This is a genomic window from Saccharothrix sp. NBAS 001, from assembly GCF_056640475.1.
This window is the reverse complement of the sequence record NZ_CM153251.1, coordinates 7429346-7448886: the sequence shown is the minus strand read 5'-3', so window position 1 is coordinate 7448886 and position 19541 is coordinate 7429346. Positions and strand designations below refer to the sequence as shown.

Below are 19541 nucleotides of genomic sequence, written 5' to 3'. Positions count from 1 at the left end.
GACCTCCTTTTTCGTAGGGAGTGCCGCTGTGTTCCCCGCCCACCGCCCCCGCCGGCTGCGCACCACGCCCGCGATGCGCCGCCTGGCCGGCGAGACCACCGTGCGGCCCCGGCACCTCGTGCTGCCGATGTTCGTGAAGGAGGGGGCGGAGGCCCCGATCCCGATCTCGTCCATGCCCGGCGTGGTCCAGCACACCCGCGAGTCGCTGCGCAAGGCCGCCGTCGAGGCGGTCGAGGCCGGCGTCGGCGGGCTGGTGCTGTTCGGCGTGCCGTCGACCCGGGACGCGGTCGGCTCCGGCGCGACCGACCCGGACGGCATCCTCAACGTCGCGCTCGCGGACCTGCGCGCCGAACTGGGCGACAGCACCGTGCTGATGTCGGACTGCTGCCTGGACGAGTTCACCGACCACGGCCACTGCGGCGTGCTCACCCCGACCGGCGAGGTGGACAACGACGCCACGCTGGAGATCTACGGCGAGATGGCGGTGGCGCAGGCGCGGGCCGGCGCGCACCTGGTCGGGCCCAGCGGCATGATGGACGGCCAGGTCGGCTTCATCCGCAAGGCGCTGGACGAGGCCGGGTACGCCGACACCGGCGTGCTGGCCTACACGGTCAAGTACGCGTCGGCGCTGTACGGGCCGTTCCGCGAGGCGATCGATTCGCAGCTCCACGGCGACCGCAGGACCTACCAGCAGGACCCGGCCAACGTCCGCGAGTCGCTGCGCGAGGTCGAGCTTGACCTCGCCGAGGGCGCGGACATGGTGATGGTGAAGCCGGCGCTGCCGTACCTCGACGTGGTGCGCGCGGTCCGGGAGATCTCCGACGTGCCGGTGGCGGCCTACCAGGTCTCCGGCGAGTACGCGATGGTCGAGGCCGCCGCGCGCAACGGGTGGATCGACCGCGACCGGACCGTGCTGGAGATGTTGACGTCGATCCGGCGCGCGGGCGCGGACCTCGTGCTCACCTACTGGGCGGCGGAGGCGGCGCGGTGGCTGGACCGGGAGTGAGCGCGCCGAGAACGGCCCCGCCCAGGCCGACCCCGCCCAAGCCGGTCGACCTGGCGCGGTGGCTGTGGATCGTCAGCGCGCTGGTCGGCCTCGGCCGGTTCCTGGTGCAGCTCGCCGACCGCAACGCGCTGATCGACATGCTGCGCGACGAGCAGCTGGCCAAGGGCGTGACGCTGAGCCAGGACGAGCTGGACGCCGGGGTGTCCGGCGGCATCCTGATGGGCCTGCTGCTGGGCGCCCTGCTGGTGCTGGTCTACGCGGTGCTGGCGAACCGGGTGGCCGGCGGCCGGAACTGGGCGCGGGTCGTGCTGACCGTGTTCGGCGGCGTGGGGATCGTGATCGGGGTCTCCCGGCTGATCCTCGTCGGATCGGGCCTGGCGGCGGTGCTGCAGCTGCCGGTGGCCACCTCGGACCTGGTGTTCGGCGCGGTCACGATGGTGCTGGACGCGGTGGCGATCGTCCTGATGTATTTGCCGTCAGTTTCCGGGTACTTCAGATCACAGCGTTCCGTCGTCGACAAACCACCGCGGGTAGCTAACGGATTGTGAATTCCGGTCGACTCGGCCTGCGCGTACTCCTACCGTCCGCGCATGACCACTCCTCAGGACCCCTACGGCCAGCAGGGCGGCTACCAGCAGCAGCCCGGTGGCTACCCCCAGCAGCCCCCGCAGCAGGGTTACCCGCAGCAGCCCGGCTACCCGCCGCAGGCGCCCCCGCTGTCCCCCGGTGAGCTGAACCGCCCGCCGCGCCCCCAGTCCGTCGACACGGCTTTCCTGCTGTGGATGGTGGCCGCGGGCGTCGGCATCGTTTCCAGCATCGTCAGCTTCATCACCGCGCAGGCGCTCTACGACGAGCTGACCAAGGGCCTCGACCCGGCGCTGCGCGGCTCCCTGGGCGGCGGCCCGGCGTACGGCAGCGCGATCTTCAGCATCATCCTGTTCGCGGTGTGGGTGGTGATCGTGCTCCAGATGCGCAACGGCGCGAACTGGGCGCGGATCGTGCTGGCGGTGCTCGGCGGTATCGGCGTCATCACCGGCCTGGTGGGCCTGGCGGGCCTCGGCCTGCTGTTCAGCATCGGCTTCTTCGGCGTGATCCAGGCGCTGCTGTCGCTGGTGTCCCTGGCGGTCACCGTCGGCGCGCTGATCTTCATGTTCAAGCCCGACGCGAACCACTACTTCAAGACCGCCTGACCCCAGGTGACCGCGTGTTGCCCGTCGGGAGGCGGGCAACACGCGATTCCCGCGACCCGGGCGGTGGAACCGACCGAAGTCGCGCGTTCGGGCGACCTTCGTCGGTGATCGGTGTCGCGGTAGGTCGCGGACCGGCCCGTCGCGGTGGACAGTGGCCCTGGGTGGTTCTAGCGTTTCCCGATGTGACGACCCCACAGGACCCGGACCGCGGGCAGCAGCAGCCGTACATCCCAGCGCCTCCGCCGCTGAGCGAGTCCGAGTTGCAGGGCACGGGTACCGCCGGCCCGGCGCTGCCGGTGCCGAAGGAGGTCCAGATCTCCTTCTGGATCTGGATCGCGGGTGCGGTGCTGTCCGCGATCGGCGGGCTGCTCGCCTTCACCCAGCGCGACGCGATCGCCGACGTGCTGCGCGGCGTGCCGCAGTACGCCAACCTCTCGCCGACCGAGTTCGACGCCCTGGTCAGCGCCAACATCATGATCAGCGCGGTAATCGGCGTGGTGTTCGCGGGCCTGTACGTGCTGTTCGCGTTCAAGGCGCGGGCCGGCCGCAACTGGGCCCGGGTCGTGCTCGCCGCGCTCACCGCGCTGGGCCTGCTGTCCACGCTGCTGGTCGGCGCGACCATCTCGGGCCTGCTCACCTCGCTGATCAGCGTGGTGGCCGTGGTCCTGCTCTACCTGCCCAACTCGAAGGCGTACTTCGACTCGGTCAAGCGGGCCAGGTGACCGCTGCGCCGACGGCGCCGCGCGCCGCCGTCGCGCTCTGGTTCGCGGTCGCGGCCTTCGGGCTGCTCGACGTCGGCTACCTGTGGCTGCGCCGGGACGACTGGGACCGCGCCGGCCAGGACGTGACCACGTGGCTGGTCGGCTTCTCGATCATCACGGTGGTGTGCGGCGCGGCCTACGCGGCGTTCGCACTGCTGCTCCGGCGGCGCGTGCGGTGGGCGCGGTGGGCGCTCACCGCGGCGGCCGCGGTGCACGTCCTGTGGATCGTGCTGACCGTGTCGGCCGGGCCGAACCTGGTGCTGTTGCTCCTGATCGGTGCCGGGTTGGCGCTCACCTGGGCGCGCGGTACGGCAGAGTGGGTGCGGCAGCACTAGCACCCCCGCCGGAGAGCGCCCATGTCCGAGCCAGACCCGTACTCCTCGCCGTTGCACCCGGTCGACCTGCCGGGGCAGCCCGCCGCGCCGGTGCCCGGCTACGCCGGCTACCCGCAGCCGATGCCGGCGGTCGATCCGGGCGGGCTCGCGCCGCGCCGGCCGACCGCGCTGACCGTCGCGTCCTGGTGCTGGCTGGCCGGTGCGCTGCTGGTGGTGGTCGGCCTGCCCGTGCTGTTCTACACCGGCGGGGACCGGCTGGCCGAGCAGCTCTACCAGGACTCGCTGGGCACGGCCACGCCCAACACCCGGGCCGAGGCGCGGCTCGGCGCGCGGGTCACGCCGGTGGTGTTCGGGCTCGGGTTCGCGGTGCTCGCCGTGCCGTACGTGCTCGGCGCGTTGAAGCTGCGCTCCGGGCGGGACTGGGCGCGGATCCTGCTCGCCGTGCTGGCCCTGCCCGCGCTGCTGCTCTGGCTGGTGGTGGTGGCCGGGTTCGAGGCCGGCGGGATGAGCGCGTACGCGGACTGGCGGGCCGGGATGGTGTGGTCCCTGCTGTTCCTGGGCGCGCTCCTGCTGGGGGCCGTGGCCATGTTCCTGCCCCCGTCGAACGACTACGTGCGGCAGCGGGTGAACCGCCGATGACCCAGCCGCCGCCGTTCGACCCGTTCGACCAGCCGATGCGGCCGGTGCACCTGCCGCAGGCCGGCCGGCAGCACCCGCCGGGCCACGGCCCGCAGCCCGGCTACCCCGGCCGGATGCGCGACGTCGACCAGCGGACCGTCGCGTCGACCCGCCCCGGCGTCGTCGTCGTGGCGTTCGTGGTGTGGCTGCTGGCGGCGCTGATCTGGCCGGTCGGCACGGTCGTGCGGGTGCTCGCCGAGCAGCACGGCCGGTTCGTCGGGTTCGGCGCGGTGATGACGCTGTTCGCCACCGGCTGCCTCGCGGTCGGCGGCGTGTGGGGCGCGGTGGCGTTCCTGGGCGGCAGCTACTACGCCCGGATCGCGCTGTGCGGCGGGTACCTGGTGATCGGGATCCTGGCCGTGGCGGCGGCGGTCGTGGCGTCCCGGTCCGGCGGCACCGACCCGGCGTCGTGGGTGGTGATCGTGCTGCGGCTGGTGCTGCCCGCCGCGGCCGGCGTGCTGAGCTTCCTGCCGGGCACCCGGCACCACTTCGCGGGGAACCTGGGCTGATGGACCAACCAGTGCTCTACCGGGAGTCCGGCGCGTCCTCGTGGCCGCTGCTGTTCGGGCCGGTGTTCGGCCTCGTCGGGTACGGCGTCGAGGCGTCGACCGGGCCGGTGTGGCCGTTGCGCTGGGTGGTCGCGGCCCTCGCGCTCGCCGGGGCCGCGCAGGTCTGGGTGCACAGCCGGCGGCGGATGCACGGCGTCCTGCTCACGCCCGCGGCGCTGCACCAGGGCCGCGAGGAGTTGCGGATCGGCGACATCGCCGAGGTGTCCGGTGTGGAGCCGCGCGCCGGCGCCCGGATCCTGGGCGGCGGCTGGACCGAGCCGCGCGGCACCGGGCCGGTGCCGATGCGGCTGGCCGACGGCACCGTCGTGACGGGCTGGGCGCGCGACCCCGACGCCCTGCGCGCCGCCCTGGACCGGCTGCTCGCGACCCGCGCTCCACGCCCCGACGGGGCGTGAGAGGCTGCACAGGTGACCGCAGCCACGTCCGAAGCACCCGCCGCAGCCGCCCCGGGACCGGGGCTGCACCAGCCGCTGCGCGCCGCTGTCGCGGCCGGCGAGGTGGTCCTCGCGGTGGGACTGGTGTTCGCCGCGGCGTGGTGCTGGAACCGGGGTGTGCTGCGCTACAGCTTCCCGGTGGAGGACCACGCGCCGCTGGAGTCCACCCGCTACCTGGGCAACTGGCTCGGCGCGGCGATCGGCCTGGGCACGGTGGCGGGCGTCCTGGTGCTCGACGCGGTCCGCCAACTGCTGCTCGCGGTCCGCACCCGTGGTCGGAAGCAGGTCGCCGAACCGGACGTGTGAGACTGGGCCTCGTGACTTCCACGCGATCCCAGGCGCTGTTCGAGCGCGCGGCGGCGGTGATCCCCGGTGGCGTCAACTCGCCGGTCCGGGCCTTCCACTCGGTCGGCGGCACGCCCCGGTTCATGGTCCGGGGCGAGGGCCCGCACCTGTGGGACGCCGACGGCAACCGGTACGTGGACCTGGTGTCCTCGTGGGGGCCGATGATCCTCGGCCACGCCCACCCGCAGGTCGTCGACGCCGTCCGCGCCGCCGCCGTGCACGGCCTGTCCTTCGGCACGCCCACCGAGGGCGAGATCGAACTGGCCGAGGAGATCATCGCCCGCGTCGCCCCGGTCCGGCAGGTGCGGCTGGTCAACTCGGGCACCGAGGCGACGATGAGCGCGATCCGGCTGGCCCGGGGGTTCACCGGGCGGCGCAAGGTCGTCAAGTTCGCCGGCTGCTACCACGGCCACGTGGACGCCCTGCTGGCCGCCGCCGGCTCCGGCGTCGCCACGCTCGGCCTGCCCACCTCGCCCGGTGTCACCGGCGCGCAGGCCGCCGACACCATCGTGCTGCCGTACAACGACCTCGACGCCGTGAAGGCCGCGTTCGCCGAGAACCCGGGCGAGATCGCGTGCGTGATCACCGAGGCGGCGGCGGGCAACATGGGCGCGGTCGCCCCGAAGCACAACGCCGGGCTGCTGGAGCTGTGCCACGCGCACGGCGCGCTGCTGGTCATGGACGAGGTGATGACCGGCTTCCGGGTCTCCCGCGCGGGCTGGTACGGCCTGGAGCAGGTGGCCGGCGACCTCTACACGTTCGGCAAGGTGATGTCCGGCGGGCTGCCCGCCGCCGCGTTCGGCGGGCGCGCCGACGTGATGGGCAAGCTCGCCCCGGCCGGCCCCGTCTACCAGGCCGGCACGCTGTCCGGGAACCCGGTGGCGGTGGCCGCCGGCCTGGCCACGCTGCGCGCCGCGACCGACGACGTGTACCGGGCGCTGGACGCCAACGCGACCCGCCTGGGCGCGCTGTTCACCGCCGCCCTGACCGACGCCGGCGTGCCGCACCGCGTGCAGTTCGCGGGCAACCTGGTCAGCGTCTTCTTCGCCGAGGACGAGGTGGTCGACTACGCGGGCGCGCAGGCCGCCCAGACGTGGCGCTTCCCGCCGTTCTTCCACGCCCTGCTGGAGCGCGGCGTCTACCCGCCGCCCAGCGCGTTCGAGGCGTGGTTCGTCAACGCAGCCATGACCGAGGAGGACTTCGCGGTGATCGCGGACGCCCTGCCCCACGCCGCCCGCGCCGCCGCGGAGGCCCAGCGGTGAAGACCGTCGTGCACATGCTCCGCCACGGCGAGGTCCACAACCCGACCGGGATCCTCTACGGCCGGCTGCCCGGCTTCCGGCTGTCCGAGCGGGGCCAGAAGCAGGCGCTGATCGTCGCCGAGCACCTGGCCGACCACGACATCGCGCACGTCGTGGCCTCGCCGCTGGAGCGGGCGCAGCAGACCGCCGCGCCGATCGTCGACTCGCACCGGCTCGACCTGGCCACCGACAACCGGCTGATCGAGGCGGGCAACAAGTTCGAGGGCCTCAAGGTCGCGGTCGGCGACGGCGCGCTGCGCTCGCCCCGGCACTGGCCGAAGCTGGTGAACCCGTTCAAGCCGTCGTGGGGCGAGCCGTACCTGGAGATCGCCCACCGGATGCTCGGCGCGGTCCAGCGGGCGCGCGCGGCGGCCGAGGGCCACGAGGCGGTGTGCGTGTCGCACCAGCTGCCGATCTGGACGCTGCGCCGGTTCCTGGAGGGCAAGCGGATGTGGCACGACCCGCGTCGCCGGGAGTGCTCGCTGGCGTCGCTGACCAGCCTGGTGTTCGAGGGCGAGGAGCTGGTCCGGGTCGTCTACAGCGAGCCCGCCGGCGCGACCAGCCCGCGGGTGACGGGCGCGTGAAGCGGCTCGCGGTGGCGCTGTCGTTGCTGGTCGCGGCGACGGCGTGCGCGACCGGCGACGACGCCGTGGTGACCGGCTCGGACTTCCAGTTCGTCGCCCCGGACGGTCAGGTGCGCATCCGCTACGACGGCGACCAGCGCAAGGCGGTCCGCGTGCTGTCCGGGCCGGACGTGCGCGAGGACGGCCGGACGGTCTCGCTGGGCGACTACCCGGGCAAGGTCGTCGTGGTCAACGTCTGGGGCTCGTGGTGCGGCCCGTGCCGCACCGAGTCGCCCGAACTCCAGAAGGTCCAGGACGAGACCGGGTCGCTGGGCGTGCAGGTGCTGGGCATCGCGGTGAAGGAGAGTTCCGCCGAGCAGCCCCGCGACTTCATGCGCGACCGCGACCTGCGCTACCCGTCGATCTACGACGAGTCCGGCCGCACGCTGCTGGCGTTCAAGGGGCTGCCGCCGAACACCGTGCCGTCGACCATCGTGCTGGACAAGCAGCACCGGGTCGCGGCGGTGTTCCTGGAGACCCTGATCGCCACCGACCTGGTGCCGCTGGTGAAGGAACTCGCCGCCGAGGCGTAGCCGAAAATCGGACCACCGAGGCGTAGCCGGGAATCGGGCCGCCTACCGACGGCCCAGCTCGGGGATCTTGGTCTTGAAGGCGTTGATCATCGCCTCGCGGCCGACCAGGTTGAACTCGCGGCCCAGCGTGCGCATGATCGAGTTCTCGGTGGGGCGGTACAGCCCGTACCGGTAGTACCGGCTGCCCTCGTACGCGCCGACCGTCCCGCCGTCGGGGGAGGTCTGCCCCAGGTAGCGGGACCACTTGGCGCCGGTGGCGTCGGCGGTCGCGTTCGGCTCGACCGGTTCGCTGCCGGAGTACCGGTCGTACGGGTAGTCGTACTCGTCGGCCAGCCCGCCGATGGAGTGCCCGAGTTCGTGCACGGCGATCTGCCCGGCCTGGGCGTTCGCGCCCGCCGCCGTCGCCACGCCGCCGCCCGCGCCGCCGTACTTCGCGGTGTTGCCCAGCGCGATGACCTGGTCGGCCTGCGGGGCGAGCGCGGCGAACCGGGTCGCCTTGTCCTGGTCCACGCACAGCAGCCGCTCGGTGTTCAGGTCCCGGCCCTGGCACCAGAAACCCATGTCCAGCGCGGTGTCCCTGGCCGATCCCAGCGCGGGGTCGTTGTCCACACCGGACTCGTTGGACACCACGTCGACCTGCCACACGTTGAAGTACTGCTTGTAGGACTTGAACGGCTCCACGGCGGACAGCTCGTCCCACTTGTCCATCACGTGCTGGTGATAGGTGTCCAGTTCGGACGCGGTGTAGCCGTCCCCGACGAACACCAGGTCGAACCGCTGGTCGGCGGGACCGGTCTGCTGCACGGGCACCACGTCGGCGGCCACCGGGGACGCCGCGGCTCGCGGCCGGGCGGCGACCGGGACGGCGACCCGGGAGATGGTGCCGTCCGGGGAGAACACCTCCTGCCACTCCACAGGGGACCCGACCGCGCCACCGCCGGCCGGGGCGGTGGCGACGACGAGTGCGACGGCCAAGACCGGCAGGGTCAGTCGGCTTACGCGCATGCCCTCACGCTATGAATCGGCTCACTCACTCACAAGGGTGGAAAGTCGGGTTTAACCGATGGGGGAACGGAGGATCTCCGGACGGGTGTGACCCAGGTCGCCGCTAAGGGAGTCCGGTGAGCGGCTCTCAGCGGCCCGTACCTACCCTGGTGGCCGTGGACCCGACGACGCAACTCGCGATGTCCGGGCCGCTGGGACTGGCCATGGGGCTGGCGGTGCTGGCCGGTGCGATCTCGTTCGCCTCGCCGTGCGTGGTCCCGCTGGTCCCCGGCTACCTCGCCTACCTGGCCGGCCTGGTCGGCGCGGAGGCGCCCGCCGTGGACTCCGCCGAGGGCCGCAAGTCCGGCCGCTGGCGGGTCGCGGGCGCGGCGCTGTTGTTCGTGCTGGGTTTCACGATCGTGTTCAGCCTGACGTCGTTCGTCGTCCTCGGGCTCACCGACACCCTCTACTTCGACGCCGACGTGTTCCAGCGCATCGGCGGCGTCGTCACCATCGCCATGGGCCTGGTGTTCATCGGCCTGGTCCCGGGGTTGCAGAAGGACGTCCGGCTGCACCGCGCCCCGCGCGGCGGGCTGCTGGGCGCGCCGGTCCTGGGCGGCATCTTCGCGCTGGGCTGGACCCCGTGCATCGGGCCGACGCTGGCCGGCGTGCTGGCCCTGGCCCGCAGCACCGAGGTCGGCTCGGCCACGGCGCGCGGCGCGGTCCTGGTGGTGGCCTACTGCCTCGGGCTGGGGCTGCCGTTCGTGCTGATCGCGCTCGGCGCGCGGTGGGCGGTGCGGGTCACCGGGTGGCTGCGCGCGCACGTCCGCCAGGTGCAGGTGTTCGGCGGCGTGCTGCTGATCGCGGTGGGCGTCGCCCTGGTCACCGGGCTGTGGGGCGATTTCGTGTTCTGGCTGCGCGACGCCGTGGTCAGCGATCTCGAACTGCCGTTGTAGTGCGCGCCCTCCTCGCCTTCCTGCGCAACACGTGGCGCGGTCTGACCGCCATGCGCACCGCGCTGACCCTGCTGTTCCTGCTGGCGCTGGGCGCGATGCCCGGCGCGCTGCTGCCGCAGCGGTCGCTGAACCCGCAGAAGGTCACCCAGTACATCGCCGACAACGGCTGGTGGGGCGAGTTCCTCGACCGGCTCCAGTTCTTCGACGTCTACGCCAGCGCCTGGTTCTCCGCCGTCTACGTGCTGCTGTTCGTGTCGCTGATCGGCTGCCTGCTGCCGCGCACCTGGGAGTACTACCGGCAGATGCGGGCCAAGCCCGTGCTCACGCCGCGCAACCTGGCCCGGATGCCGCACCACGCGTCCGCCGAGCGCGCCGCGTCGCCCGAGGACGTGGTGGCGGCGGCCAAGCGCCGGCTCAAGGGCTGGCGGCTGGTCGAGCGCGCGGAGGACGACGGCGCGCGCACGGTCAGCGCCGAGCGCGGGTTCCTCCGCGAGACCGGCAACCTGGTCTTCCACTTCTCGCTGCTGGGCCTGCTGGTGGCGTTCGCGCTGGGCAAGATGTTCGGCTACGAGGGCCAGGTGATCGTCGCCTCGCAGGGCGGCCAGTTCTGCAACTCCGGCGTGTTCAACTACGACACGTTCCGGCCCGGCCTGCGGGTCGACGGCACCGACCTCAACCAGTTCTGCGTGAAGGTCGACGGCTTCCACGCCACCTACCTGCACAACGGGCAGGCGCAGACGTTCCAGGCGGACATCCACTACCAGTCCGGCGACGACCTGGAGACCGGCACCTGGCGGCCGTACCCGTTGCAGGTCAACCACCCGCTGCGGACCGCCGGCGACCGGCTCTACCTGCTCGGCCACGGCTACACCCCGCTGTTCAAGGTCACCTTCCCCAACGGCGAGGTGCGCAACGGCTCGACCCAGTGGCGTCCGGTGAACGCGGTGACGCTGGCGTCGGAGGGCGCGACCAAGTTCGACCCGCCCGGGGTGACCGACGCCGAGCAGCGCCGCAAGAACCAGCTCGCGATCACCGGGCTGCTCGCGCCCACCGCCGCGTTCCAGGGCGAGCTGCTCGACTCGGCGTTCCCCGAGGCGCGCGACCCGGCCGTGGCCGTCGACGTCTACCGGGGCGACCTGGGCACGGACTCCGGGCGCGGCCAGTCGATCTTCTCCATCGACCAGAAGATGGTGAAGGACGGCAAGCTCGCCAAGGTCGCCCGGCAGAACCTGAAGGTCGGCGAGGAGATCAAGCTCGACGACGGCACCACCATCCGCTTCGAGGGCGTCCGGGACTGGGTTTCGCTCCAGGTGTCCCACGACCCGACGCAGGTGTGGGTGCTGGTGTTCGCGGTGCTGGTCATCCTGGGTCTGGCGGTGTCCCTGACGGTGAAGCGGCGGCGGATCTGGGTGCGGGCGACCCCCCAGGAGGACGGGCGTACGGTTGTCGAGGTCGGTGGCCTGGCGCGCACCGACCAGGCCGGGTACGGCGAGGAGTTCGGCTCCCTGTCCCGGGACCTGCTCAAGGAGGAGAGCTAGATGCCGGTCAACACGACGCTGGCCACGTTCAGCGACTGGACGTACGGCGCGGCCGTGGCGATCTACGTGATCGCCGCCGTGTTCTACCTGTGCGAGCAGGCTTTCGCGAAGAACGCCGCGAAGCCCGGGAAGGCCAAGGAGCGCGAACTCGTCGGGGCCGGGCCGCAGGTCGCGGGCACCGGCGAGGACGGCGGGTGGCAGCCCGGCCTGGTGGTGCGCACCGAGCGCCCACGCGCCGAGAAGCTCGGGCGGATGGGTGTCGCGCTGACCGTGCTCGGCGTGCTGCTGCACGGCGGTTCCCTGGTGCTGCGCGGTGTGGCGACCGAGCGCGCGCCGTGGGGCAACATGTACGAGTACACGGCGCTGCTGACGCTCGCGGCGGTCGTGGGCTGGCTGGTGCTGGTGCGGATGTTCCCGGTGCGCAAGCTCGGCGGGTTCGTGCTGACGCCGATCGCGCTGCTGATGTTCCTCGGCGGCACCGTGCTCTACGCCGAGGCCGCGCCCGTGCAGCCGGCCCTCCAGTCGTACTGGCTGGTCGTGCACGTCTCGGTGATCTCGGTGTCCAGCGGCCTGTTCCTGCTGCCGGGCGTGGCCAGCGTGCTGTACCTGCTCAAGTCCTCCGGCCGGGCGAGGTTCGCGAAGCTGCCCGACTCCGAGGTGCTCGACCGGCTGGCCTACCGCAGCACGGTGTTCGCGTTCCCGCTGTTCACCCTCGGCATCATCTGCGGCGCGATCTGGGCCGAGGCGGCGTGGGGCCGGTTCTGGGGCTGGGACCCGAAGGAGACGGTGTCGTTCGTGGCGTGGGTGGTCTACGCCGCGTACCTGCACGCCCGTGCCACGGCCGGCTGGCGCGGCCGGCCCGCCGCGTGGATCAACTCGCTGGGCTTCGCGCTGACCGTCTTCAACCTGTTCTTCATCAACCTGGTCACGACCGGATTGCACTCTTACGCGGGTGTCAGTTAGACCCCCTACCCAGTGTCGTGGAACCGCTGCGAGCCGACTACCGTCGCAATCGTGAGGTCGGGGAGTGCTCGATCCGCTCTGCTCCAGGGAGGACCCCAGCGGTGACCGGTCGCTACGAGAACCCTGAATCGTCGTGGCAGCCGCCCTCGGGCGGGGAGGGGCAGCCCAACCCGAACCAGTCGGGTGCCCATCCGGTCGAACCCGCGGCGCAGTCCCAGTACGTCGAGCCCGCGACCGTCAACTTCGACCCGGCCCAGTCCGGCCCGGTGACGGGGCCGCCCTCCGGCGGCTTCCCGGCGCAGGGCACGCCGTCGGGCGCCTACCCGGTGGCCGGGCAGAGCGGCCCGCACCAGGTCGCGGGCCAGCCCGGCCCGCACCAGTCGGGTCCGCACCAATCCGGGCAGTACCAGGTCGGCGGCCAGTCGGGCGCGTACCCGGTGCCCGGCCAGTCCGGTCCCTACCCCGTGCCCGGCCAGTCGGGGCCTTACCAGGTGGGCGGCCAGTCCGGTCCCTACCAGGTCGGCGGCCAGTACCAGGCGGGCCCGCACCAGAGCGGTGCCTACCAGGTGTCCGGCCAGAGCGGGCCGCACCAGTTCCAGGGCTCGTTCCCGAACAACTTCCCGCAGAGCATCCAGGCCCAGCAGCAGCCGCCGCAGCCGCAGCAGGCGACCGCGCACGACGTGTCGTCGCAGCAGCTGATCAAGCGCGCGAAGCGCCCGCCGCAGTCCGGCTGGCGCAGGACCGTGCACGCGGTGACCGGCGGCCTGGTGAACCTCGGCGAGAGCCCGGCGGACGTGCGGCGGCGTGAGCTGATCGCGCGGATCAACCAGCCGCTGCGCGGGTGCTACAAGATCGCGATGCTCAGCCTCAAGGGCGGCGTCGGCAAGACCACCACGACCACCACGCTGGGCTCGACGTTCTCGTCGCTGCGCGGCGACCGGGTGATCGCGGTGGACGCCAACCCCGACCGCGGCACGCTCGCGCTGAAGGTGCCGCGCGAGACCACGGCGACCGTGCGGCACCTGCTGCGCGACGCCTCGCGGATCACCAAGTACAGCGACGTCCGCGCGTACACGTCGCAGTCGCCCAGCCGGCTGGAGATCCTCGCCTCCGAGCAGGACCCGGCGGTGTCCGAGGCGTTCAGCGACCAGGACTACCTGCGCACCGTCTCGCTGCTCGAACTCTTCTACAACATCGTGCTCACCGACTGCGGCACCGGCCTGATGCACTCCGCGATGAAGGGCGTGCTCGACCAGGCCGACTCGCTGGTGCTGGTCTCGTCCGGCTCGGTGGACGGCGCGCAGACCTCCGCGGCGACCCTGGACTGGCTGGAGGCGCACGGCTACCGCGACCTGGTCGCCAAGTCGGTCGCGGTGATCAACTCGGTGCGGCCCGGCTCGGGCAAGGTCGACCTGGACAAGCTGGCCGCGCACTTCGCCCAGCGCTGCCGCGCGGTGGTGCGCATCCCGTTCGACGCGCACCTGGAGGAGGGCGCCGAGATCGAGCTGGACAAGCTCGGCCCGGAGACCCGGCTGGCGCTGCTGGAGCTGGCCGCGACGGTGGCCGACGACTTCCCGAACAAGGTCACCTGAGCGGGCCGGCGGCGCGACCTGGCGCGGGCGCCCGCGTCAACGCGACGAGGGGCCTCGGCGGAGGCCCCTCGGCACCGCGTCCGTCACTCTTCGTCCGGACGTTTCTTGCTCTGCTCACCCAGCTTGCGCAGGAACTCGGGATCGTCGTCCGGCGCGACAGCGCGGCGGCTGGGGGCGGTATCGACCCGGTCCGGCCCGAACGCGCGCCACAGCAGGACGGCGATGGTGACCGCACCGATCAGCGCGAGCACGTAGAGCATGGTCGCCACCTCCTTTGCCCCGAGATTACCCGTGTCACCGAGGTGAACGGCGTCAGTGCCGCACCGGTTCGGTCGCCTCGGTCGTCAACTGGGAGAGCAGCGCCTGGACCTCGGACTCCCGGAAGCGGCGGTGGCCGCCCGGGGTCCGGATCGAGCCGATGCGCCCCGCCGTGGCCCAGCGGGTCACGGTCTTGGGGTCGACGCGGAAGAGATTGGCCACTTCGCCCGGTGTGAGCAGCCGTTCCCCCTGGTGTCCCTGCGTCACGGTCACGGTCTTCCTCCCCGATGCCGAACAGACGTACCGGACGCATCGTGGCATCCCGACCTTCGGGTACTCGAACGCTTGGGTGATGGTAAAGAGGTAGTAAGGGACGAAGTGGGCGGTTCGGACATCGTGGTCGGTGGCCCTAGGCTAGGCCCGGTGGACGCACTTGATCGCCAGATCATCGCCGCCCTGCGCGCGAACGGCCGGGCCACCTACGCCGATCTGGGGCGCAAGGTGGGCCTGTCCGCCTCCGCGGTGCACGAGCGGGTCGGCAAGCTGGAGGCCACCGGGGTCATCGTCGGCTACCACGCCGTGGTCGACCCGAGCGCGGTCGGCCTGGGGGTGACGGCCCTGGTCAGCATCCACCCCACGGACACCGCCGACGACGACGAGCTGGCCCTGTCGCTGGGCGGGTTGATCGAGGTCGAGTCCTGCTACCGGGTGGCGGGCGACGAGTCGTTCATCGTCAAAGTGCGGGTGGCCACGGTGGACGACCTGGAGCGCTCGCTGGGCAGGCTGCGGCGCATCCCGGGGGTGGCCCGGACCCGCACCACGGTCGTGCTGTCCACCCGGTTCGAGGGGCGTCCGAACACCGAGGCGGGCGAGCCCGAGGGCAGCGCGTAGCCTGGGTAACCGTGCACCTGGGTCGTGATGTGACGTTGTACGTGTGCGCGCGGCTGGGCATGGTCGCCGCGGTCACCGCGGGGCTCGTGCTGCTCAACGTGCCGCTGCTGGTCGCCCTGGCGGTCGGCGTGGTCGTCGCGCTGCCCCTCTCGCTGTTCGTGTTCCGCGGGCTGCGGATGCGCGTGGCGCGGGGCCTGGAGGAGAAGCAGGCGGCCCGCCGGGTCGAGCGGGAGAAGCTGCGTTCCCAGCTGCGCGGCGAGCCCGGCCCGTCCGTGTGACGGCCTAGACGACCAGCAGGATCACCCCGCCGAGGTTCGCCAGCAGCATCACCGCGAGCACCGCGCCGATGTTCGTGCTCTCGCGCAGCCGCAGGGCCGGCGCCAGGACGCCGATGGGGAGCATGAGCGGTCGTTTCCGGGGCATCGCCTTCCGGGCCTCCTCTTTGCGGGACACCGCCACGCGCAGCGCGCCGAACGCGACGCCGAGCGGTGAAAGTCCCAGTTCACGGGCGCCGAGCAGGTCGGCGCGCCACTGTTCGCGGTAGCGGTCGCGGTCGTCGTCGGGGAGCAGCGCCGTCGCCAACGCGACGAGGGCGAGCGCCAGGCGCGTCATCCCGCCACCTGCGGCCCGGCCGTGCGGGGGGAGCGGGTGCGGCGGGGCGTTTCCCGGGCCCGTTCGCGGGCCGCCCGCTCGGCTGACACTTTTACCGCCTCTTTGGCTCCGTCCGGGGTGAGTACGTACATCCGGCGGCGCGGGCCTCGGCGTTCGGCGTCGTCGTCCCAGCTCGACGTCACCCAGCCCGCCCGTTCCAATCTGTCGAGCAGCGGGTAGACGCTGCCGGACGGCCGCCCGGTCAGCTTGATGATCTCCAGCCCCCAGCGCGGCCGGTCGCCGTCGAGCAGCACGTCCAGCACGTCGAGGGTGGCCTTGCCGATCCGTTCCAGCTGTTCCACCCGGCTAATGCTACCTATGTAGATTAAGGAAGTCCACGGTGCTCCGCGCCCCGGACCCCTCGGCCCCGGACCCTCGGGGCCGGAGCCTCAGCGTCCGAACACCTCGGCGGCCTCGTCGGCCAGCCGCCCGATCACCTCGGCCAGCTCCAGCGAGTCCAGCCAGTGCGCGGGCAGCGCCGCCACGCCGTCCCGCGCGCCCAGCAGGTTCCCGCACAGCGCCCCGGTCGAATCGCTGTCGCCGGAGTGGTTCACGGCCAGCAGCAGCCCGTCCGCCAGGCCCTGCGCGGCCAGCGCGGTCAGCACCGCGATCGCCAGCGCCTCCTCGCCGACCCAGCCGCCGCCCAGCGCCGTCTCGATCACCTCCGGCGTCGGCCGCACGCCGCGCGTGCCCATCTCCGCGGCCAGGTCCAGCAGCACCAACTGCTCCTGGTGGCCCTCCCAGCGCTGGAGTTCGTCACGCGCCACGTCGATCGCGCCGGTCAGCTCCGCGCCCTGCCACAGCTGCTGCACCAGCACCGCCAGCACGCCCGCCGAGAGGTAGCCGCTGGGGTGGCCGTGGGTCAGCGCACCGGTCGCCGCGGCCAGCGCGAACACCTCGTCGGCCCGGTCGGACCACAACGCGACCGGCGCGGCGCGCATCACCGCGCCACAGCCCTTCGAGTCGTTGATCGGCGACTCGACCGTGCCCAGCACCCCCGAGCGCAGCGCCGTCAGGCAGGTGTTGCCCGGCGCGCGGAGCTGGTGCAGCGCCGGCACGTCCAGCAGCCACCCGTCGGCGGCCACCTCCGGCCCGCCCTGGGTGCGCAGCCAGCGGCCGTAGGCGACCCGCACCTCGTGCACCGGGTCGCTGCCCCGCCGCCGCGCCAGCACCAGCCCCTCCAGCGTGAACAGGGTCATCTGGGTGTCGTCGGTGATCGCGCCGAGCCGCCCGTACGCGGGGGCGTAGTCGGTCAGGCCGGACGGGCCGAACCGGCCCCGGATGCGGTCGATGCGGTCGAACTCGATCGACCCGCCGAGCGCGTCGCCGACCGCGCCCGCCAGCAGGCACGCCCGCAGGGCGTCCCGCGCTGAAGTGCTCCCACGTGAGGTCACGTCGCAGAAGTTATCGTGCCGGCGTGACCATTTCGGTAGACCGATGTAGCTCACGCACCAGGGAATGGGTGTGCGAGGCCGTCTCGATCATCGAGGCGGACGCCAACCGCAGCGCCGACACCCACCTGCTGCACTTCCCCCTCCCGCTGGAGTGGGGGATCGACCTCTACCTCAAGGACGAGTCGACCCACCCCACCGGCTCGCTCAAGCACCGCTTGGCCCGATCGCTGTTCCTGTACGCGATCTGCAACGGCTGGGTGGTCGGCGGGACGCCCGTGATCGAGGCGTCCTCCGGTTCCACGGCCGTGTCCGAGGCGTACTTCGCCCGGCTGCTGGGCCTGCCGTTCATCGCCGTGATGCCCCGCTCGACCAGCGGGGAGAAGGTCGCGCTGATCGAGCGCCAGGGCGGCCGGTGCCACTTCGTCGACGAGCCCGGCGCCATCTACGACGAGTCCCGCAGGTTGGCGGCGGACCTCGACGGCCACTTCATGGACCAGTTCACCCACGCCGAGCGCGCCACCGACTGGCGCGGCAACAACAACATCGCCGAATCGGTGTTCCAGCAGATGTCCCAGGAGGCGTCGCCGGAACCCGAGTGGGTCGTGGTCGGCGCGGGCACCGGCGGCACCAGCGCCACCATCGGCCGCTACATCCACTACCGCAAGCTCCGGTCGAGGCTGGCCGTCGTGGACCCGGAGCACTCGGTGTTCTTCGACGCGTGGCGCGACGGCAACCCCGACCTGACCGGCACCCGGGGGTCGCGGATCGAGGGCATCGGCCGGCCGCGCGTCGAGCCGTCGTTCGTCGGGCCCGTCATCGACCGGATGATCAAGGTCCCGGACGCGGCGTCCATCGCCACCGTCCGGCACGTCGAGCAGGTCCTGGGCCGCCGGGTCGGCGGCTCCACCGGGACCAACCTGTGGGGCGCGTTCCAGCTCATCGCGGAGATGCGGGCGTCCCGGTCGCGCGGCAGCGTGGTGACCCTGCTGTGCGACGGCGGCGAGCGTTACGCGAACACGTACTACGACGACAAGTGGGTGTCGGACCAGGGCATGGACCTCTCCGACCACCTCGCGACCCTGACCCGTTTCCGCAGCACGGGGACTTGGTCGTAACAATCTCGGCAAGCGGGGGAACGCGGGCCGGGTGTCGTGCGTCGCAGCGTGGATCGGCCGTCGGAAGGGGTTGGGCGTGGGCATGTGGCGGACCGCGGAGGTAATGACCGCCGAAGACGTGCTGGCCAAGTCCGTGGCCGCCGCCGACCAGGCCATGCGCGACGCGGCGAAGCTCCGCTACCCGGCCCGCGAACCCTCGGCGGAGGACGTGCGCCGGGTGATGCAGTTCGCGAAGTCGAACGAGGCGTCGCCCGAACTCCAGGCGTTGCAGCGCCGGATCTCGGCGGGCTACCTGAGCTGGCGGCAAGTCCTGCTGGGCGAAGCCGCCGGCGATCGCGGCGTGCGCGCGGCCTTCGAGAAGGACCGCGACCGCCTGGCCGCGCTGTGCCGGGGCGAGGAACCCCGCATCGCCCCGCCGAAGCCGAAACGCCGCGACGACGACGAACCGATGACCTTCACCGAGGACGCCTGGTAAGGCAGCGCTCGCGGTCTGGTCGAACCTGGTCGCGACCGGGGAACGCGCGGGCCGGGCGAGGCCCGGGTCAGGCGAGGAACAGGGTCACGGTGGTGACGACCGCCCACAGCAGCATCGCCAGGCCCGTGTGCTGGAGCACCGGGATCAGGTCGCGGCCCTTGCTGCCCTTGAGCACCCGCAGCACGCCCAGCGCGACCAGCGGCAGGGCCAGGAACGCCAGCAGCGCCAGGGGGACGCGCAGGCTGATCGCCAGGGTGATCACGAACGGGATGGTCACCAGGGCCAGGTAGAGGCGGCGGGAGTCCTTGTCGCCCAACGTGGTGGCCAGGGTGCGCTTGCCCGCCTGGATGTCGGTCGGGATGTCGCGCAGGCTGTTGGCGATCATCACGCCGGTGGAGAACGAGCCCATCGCGACCGCGCCGCCGATGCCGATCCCGGTGATCTCGCCGGTCTGCACGTACAGCGTGCCGAGCACGGCGGCCGGGCCGAAGAACACGAACACGGCGAGTTCGCCCAGCCCCGAGTACCCGTACGGCTTGCGCCCGCCCGTGTAGAACCACGCCGCCGCGATGCACACCGCGCCGAACGCGAGCATCCAGTACCGGCCGGACAGGACGATCAGCGCGAGTCCCGCGACCGCCGCGACGCCCAGCGCCGCGAACGCCGCCACCCGTACCGCCTTCGGGTTGGCGGCACCGGATCCGACCAGGCGGAACGGGCCGACGCGGTGTTCGTCGGTGCCCCGGATGCCGTCGGAGTAGTCGTTGGCGTAGTTCACGCCCACCTGCAACGCCACGGACACGACGAGCGCCAACGCCGACCACGTCGCGTTGAACCCGTCGATGTGGTGCGCCGCGCCCGCGCCCACGAGGACGGGCGCGACGGAGTTCGGCAGGGTGCGGGGTCGGGTCCCCGAGATCCACTGGGCGACTGTGGCCATGCCGCTCAT

Annotated in this window: 27 protein-coding genes; 20 read left to right on the top strand and 7 right to left on the bottom strand. The window is 72.4% G+C overall.

What is annotated here, in order from left to right; all coding sequences use genetic code 11:
• The first annotated feature begins 28 nt into the window (after positions 1–28).
• The 12 genes from hemB (at position 29) to AC0HI0_RS32285 (ending at position 7775) form a co-directional block, all read left to right on the top strand.
• Positions 29–1006: a porphobilinogen synthase gene (gene hemB / locus AC0HI0_RS32340; RefSeq protein ID WP_480927264.1), complete on the top strand. Its 978-nt coding sequence runs from the start codon at positions 29–31 to the stop codon at positions 1004–1006.
• Entirely contained in the window at positions 1003–1554 is a 552-nt protein-coding gene (locus AC0HI0_RS32335) for a hypothetical protein (protein ID WP_480927263.1), read from the top strand. Before hemB ends, AC0HI0_RS32335 begins: the two co-directional genes overlap by 4 nt.
• 42 nt (positions 1555–1596) lie before the next feature.
• Positions 1597–2196: a hypothetical protein gene (locus AC0HI0_RS32330; RefSeq protein WP_480927262.1), complete on the top strand. Its 600-nt coding sequence runs from the start codon at positions 1597–1599 to the stop codon at positions 2194–2196.
• Between the two features lie 182 nt (positions 2197–2378).
• On the top strand, positions 2379–2918 hold the full coding sequence (locus tag AC0HI0_RS32325) for a hypothetical protein (protein WP_480927261.1): 540 nt from the start codon (positions 2379–2381) through the stop codon (positions 2916–2918).
• Positions 2915–3292 (top strand): hypothetical protein, encoded by a 378-nt coding sequence (locus AC0HI0_RS32320; RefSeq protein ID WP_480927260.1) that lies wholly within the window; start codon positions 2915–2917, stop codon positions 3290–3292. The genes AC0HI0_RS32325 and AC0HI0_RS32320 overlap by 4 nt, the downstream gene beginning before the upstream one ends.
• 21 nt (positions 3293–3313) lie before the next feature.
• Positions 3314–3931 carry a hypothetical protein gene (locus tag AC0HI0_RS32315; RefSeq protein ID WP_480927259.1) on the top strand — a complete coding sequence of 206 codons (618 nt, stop codon included), beginning with the start codon at positions 3314–3316 and terminating at the stop codon, positions 3929–3931.
• Entirely contained in the window at positions 3928–4479 is a 552-nt protein-coding gene (locus AC0HI0_RS32310; RefSeq protein WP_480927258.1) for a hypothetical protein, read from the top strand. The genes AC0HI0_RS32315 and AC0HI0_RS32310 overlap by 4 nt, the downstream gene beginning before the upstream one ends.
• The gene (locus AC0HI0_RS32305; protein ID WP_480927257.1) at positions 4479–4934 is read left to right on the top strand and encodes a hypothetical protein; all 456 of its coding nucleotides are present in this window, start codon (positions 4479–4481) and stop codon (positions 4932–4934) included. The genes AC0HI0_RS32310 and AC0HI0_RS32305 overlap by 1 nt, the downstream gene beginning before the upstream one ends.
• A gap of 12 nt (positions 4935–4946) precedes the next feature.
• Positions 4947–5279, top strand: coding sequence for a hypothetical protein (locus tag AC0HI0_RS32300; protein ID WP_480927256.1), 333 nt, complete (start codon positions 4947–4949; stop codon positions 5277–5279).
• 11 nt (positions 5280–5290) lie between these two features.
• Entirely contained in the window at positions 5291–6580 is a 1290-nt protein-coding gene (hemL, locus tag AC0HI0_RS32295; protein WP_480927255.1) for a glutamate-1-semialdehyde 2,1-aminomutase, read from the top strand.
• Entirely contained in the window at positions 6577–7203 is a 627-nt protein-coding gene (locus tag AC0HI0_RS32290; RefSeq protein WP_480927254.1) for a histidine phosphatase family protein, read from the top strand. The genes hemL and AC0HI0_RS32290 overlap by 4 nt, the downstream gene beginning before the upstream one ends.
• Complete coding sequence (locus AC0HI0_RS32285) at positions 7200–7775, top strand: TlpA disulfide reductase family protein (protein ID WP_480927253.1); 576 nt, start codon at positions 7200–7202, stop codon at positions 7773–7775. Before AC0HI0_RS32290 ends, AC0HI0_RS32285 begins: the two co-directional genes overlap by 4 nt.
• Before the next feature lie 42 nt (positions 7776–7817).
• Here the strand turns inward: AC0HI0_RS32285 and AC0HI0_RS32280 are convergent, their stop codons facing one another.
• The gene (locus AC0HI0_RS32280) at positions 7818–8780 is read right to left on the bottom strand and encodes a M64 family metallopeptidase (protein WP_480927252.1); all 963 of its coding nucleotides are present in this window, start codon (positions 8778–8780) and stop codon (positions 7818–7820) included.
• 155 nt (positions 8781–8935) lie between these two features.
• Between AC0HI0_RS32280 and AC0HI0_RS32275 the strand changes: the two genes are divergently transcribed.
• The 4 genes from AC0HI0_RS32275 to AC0HI0_RS32260 all read left to right on the top strand — a co-directional run bounded on the left by AC0HI0_RS32275 (position 8936) and on the right by AC0HI0_RS32260 (position 13808).
• Positions 8936–9715, top strand: coding sequence for a cytochrome c biogenesis CcdA family protein (locus AC0HI0_RS32275; RefSeq protein ID WP_480927251.1), 780 nt, complete (start codon positions 8936–8938; stop codon positions 9713–9715).
• Positions 9715–11253: a cytochrome c biogenesis protein ResB gene (gene resB, locus AC0HI0_RS32270; RefSeq protein ID WP_480927250.1), complete on the top strand. Its 1539-nt coding sequence runs from the start codon at positions 9715–9717 to the stop codon at positions 11251–11253. The genes AC0HI0_RS32275 and resB overlap by 1 nt, the downstream gene beginning before the upstream one ends.
• Positions 11254–12216, top strand: a complete 963-nt coding sequence (ccsB, locus tag AC0HI0_RS32265) for a c-type cytochrome biogenesis protein CcsB (RefSeq protein ID WP_480927249.1) — start codon at positions 11254–11256, stop codon at positions 12214–12216.
• Positions 12217–12317: 101 nt separating this feature from the next.
• Complete coding sequence (locus AC0HI0_RS32260; protein WP_480927248.1) at positions 12318–13808, top strand: MinD/ParA family ATP-binding protein; 1491 nt, start codon at positions 12318–12320, stop codon at positions 13806–13808.
• Between the two features lie 83 nt (positions 13809–13891).
• Here the strand turns inward: AC0HI0_RS32260 and AC0HI0_RS32255 are convergent, their stop codons facing one another.
• Complete coding sequence (locus tag AC0HI0_RS32255; RefSeq protein ID WP_480927247.1) at positions 13892–14068, bottom strand: hypothetical protein; 177 nt, start codon at positions 14066–14068, stop codon at positions 13892–13894.
• 52 nt (positions 14069–14120) lie between these two features.
• Entirely contained in the window at positions 14121–14339 is a 219-nt protein-coding gene (locus tag AC0HI0_RS32250; protein ID WP_231904860.1) for a BldC family transcriptional regulator, read from the bottom strand.
• Between the two features lie 150 nt (positions 14340–14489).
• Here AC0HI0_RS32250 and AC0HI0_RS32245 point away from each other — a divergent pair, with 150 nt between their 5' ends.
• Together AC0HI0_RS32245 and AC0HI0_RS32240 are read left to right on the top strand one after the other, a co-directional pair.
• Positions 14490–14957 carry an Lrp/AsnC family transcriptional regulator gene (locus tag AC0HI0_RS32245; RefSeq protein WP_480927246.1) on the top strand — a complete coding sequence of 156 codons (468 nt, stop codon included), beginning with the start codon at positions 14490–14492 and terminating at the stop codon, positions 14955–14957.
• A 29-nt stretch (positions 14958–14986) separates the two neighbouring features.
• Positions 14987–15235, top strand: a complete 249-nt coding sequence (locus AC0HI0_RS32240; RefSeq protein WP_480927245.1) for a DUF4229 domain-containing protein — start codon at positions 14987–14989, stop codon at positions 15233–15235.
• A gap of 4 nt (positions 15236–15239) precedes the next feature.
• Here AC0HI0_RS32240 and AC0HI0_RS32235 read toward each other — a convergent pair whose 3' ends face one another.
• The 3 genes from AC0HI0_RS32235 to AC0HI0_RS32225 form a co-directional block, all read right to left on the bottom strand.
• On the bottom strand, positions 15240–15569 hold the full coding sequence (locus AC0HI0_RS32235; protein ID WP_480927244.1) for a hypothetical protein: 330 nt from the start codon (positions 15567–15569) through the stop codon (positions 15240–15242).
• Entirely contained in the window at positions 15566–15910 is a 345-nt protein-coding gene (locus AC0HI0_RS32230; RefSeq protein ID WP_480927243.1) for a PadR family transcriptional regulator, read from the bottom strand. Before AC0HI0_RS32230 ends, AC0HI0_RS32235 begins: the two co-directional genes overlap by 4 nt.
• Positions 15911–15997: 87 nt before the next feature.
• Positions 15998–17002: an ADP-ribosylglycohydrolase family protein gene (locus AC0HI0_RS32225; protein WP_480927242.1), complete on the bottom strand. Its 1005-nt coding sequence runs from the start codon at positions 17000–17002 to the stop codon at positions 15998–16000.
• Positions 17003–17070: 68 nt separating this feature from the next.
• Here AC0HI0_RS32225 and cds1 point away from each other — a divergent pair, with 68 nt between their 5' ends.
• The gene (gene cds1 / locus AC0HI0_RS32220; protein ID WP_480927241.1) at positions 17071–18117 is read left to right on the top strand and encodes an L-cysteine desulfhydrase Cds1; all 1047 of its coding nucleotides are present in this window, start codon (positions 17071–17073) and stop codon (positions 18115–18117) included.
• 103 nt (positions 18118–18220) lie between these two features.
• Positions 18221–18592: a hypothetical protein gene (locus tag AC0HI0_RS32215; RefSeq protein ID WP_480927240.1), complete on the top strand. Its 372-nt coding sequence runs from the start codon at positions 18221–18223 to the stop codon at positions 18590–18592.
• Between the two features lie 67 nt (positions 18593–18659).
• Here AC0HI0_RS32215 and AC0HI0_RS32210 read toward each other — a convergent pair whose 3' ends face one another.
• Positions 18660–19532 (bottom strand): 1,4-dihydroxy-2-naphthoate polyprenyltransferase, encoded by an 873-nt coding sequence (locus AC0HI0_RS32210; RefSeq protein ID WP_480927239.1) that lies wholly within the window; start codon positions 19530–19532, stop codon positions 18660–18662.
• Positions 19533–19541 lie beyond the last annotated feature (9 nt).

Bases quoted from the DNA above. Each gene is read 5' to 3' on its own strand.
- AC0HI0_RS32330 (WP_480927262.1), top strand. From the start codon at position 1,597: ATGACCACTCCTCAGGACCCCTACGGCCAGCAGGGCGGCTACCAGCAG.
- AC0HI0_RS32315 (WP_480927259.1), top strand. From the start codon at position 3,314: ATGTCCGAGCCAGACCCGTACTCCTCGCCGTTGCACCCGGTCGACCTG.
- AC0HI0_RS32310 (WP_480927258.1), top strand. From the start codon at position 3,928: ATGACCCAGCCGCCGCCGTTCGACCCGTTCGACCAGCCGATGCGGCCG.
- AC0HI0_RS32305 (WP_480927257.1), top strand. From the start codon at position 4,479: ATGGACCAACCAGTGCTCTACCGGGAGTCCGGCGCGTCCTCGTGGCCG.
- AC0HI0_RS32280 (WP_480927252.1), bottom strand. From the start codon at position 8,780: ATGCGCGTAAGCCGACTGACCCTGCCGGTCTTGGCCGTCGCACTCGTC.
- ccsB (WP_480927249.1), top strand. From the start codon at position 11,254: ATGCCGGTCAACACGACGCTGGCCACGTTCAGCGACTGGACGTACGGC.
- AC0HI0_RS32255 (WP_480927247.1), bottom strand. From the start codon at position 14,068: ATGCTCTACGTGCTCGCGCTGATCGGTGCGGTCACCATCGCCGTCCTG.
- AC0HI0_RS32235 (WP_480927244.1), bottom strand. From the start codon at position 15,569: ATGACGCGCCTGGCGCTCGCCCTCGTCGCGTTGGCGACGGCGCTGCTC.
- AC0HI0_RS32215 (WP_480927240.1), top strand. From the start codon at position 18,221: ATGACCGCCGAAGACGTGCTGGCCAAGTCCGTGGCCGCCGCCGACCAG.
- AC0HI0_RS32210 (WP_480927239.1), bottom strand. From the start codon at position 19,532: ATGGCCACAGTCGCCCAGTGGATCTCGGGGACCCGACCCCGCACCCTG.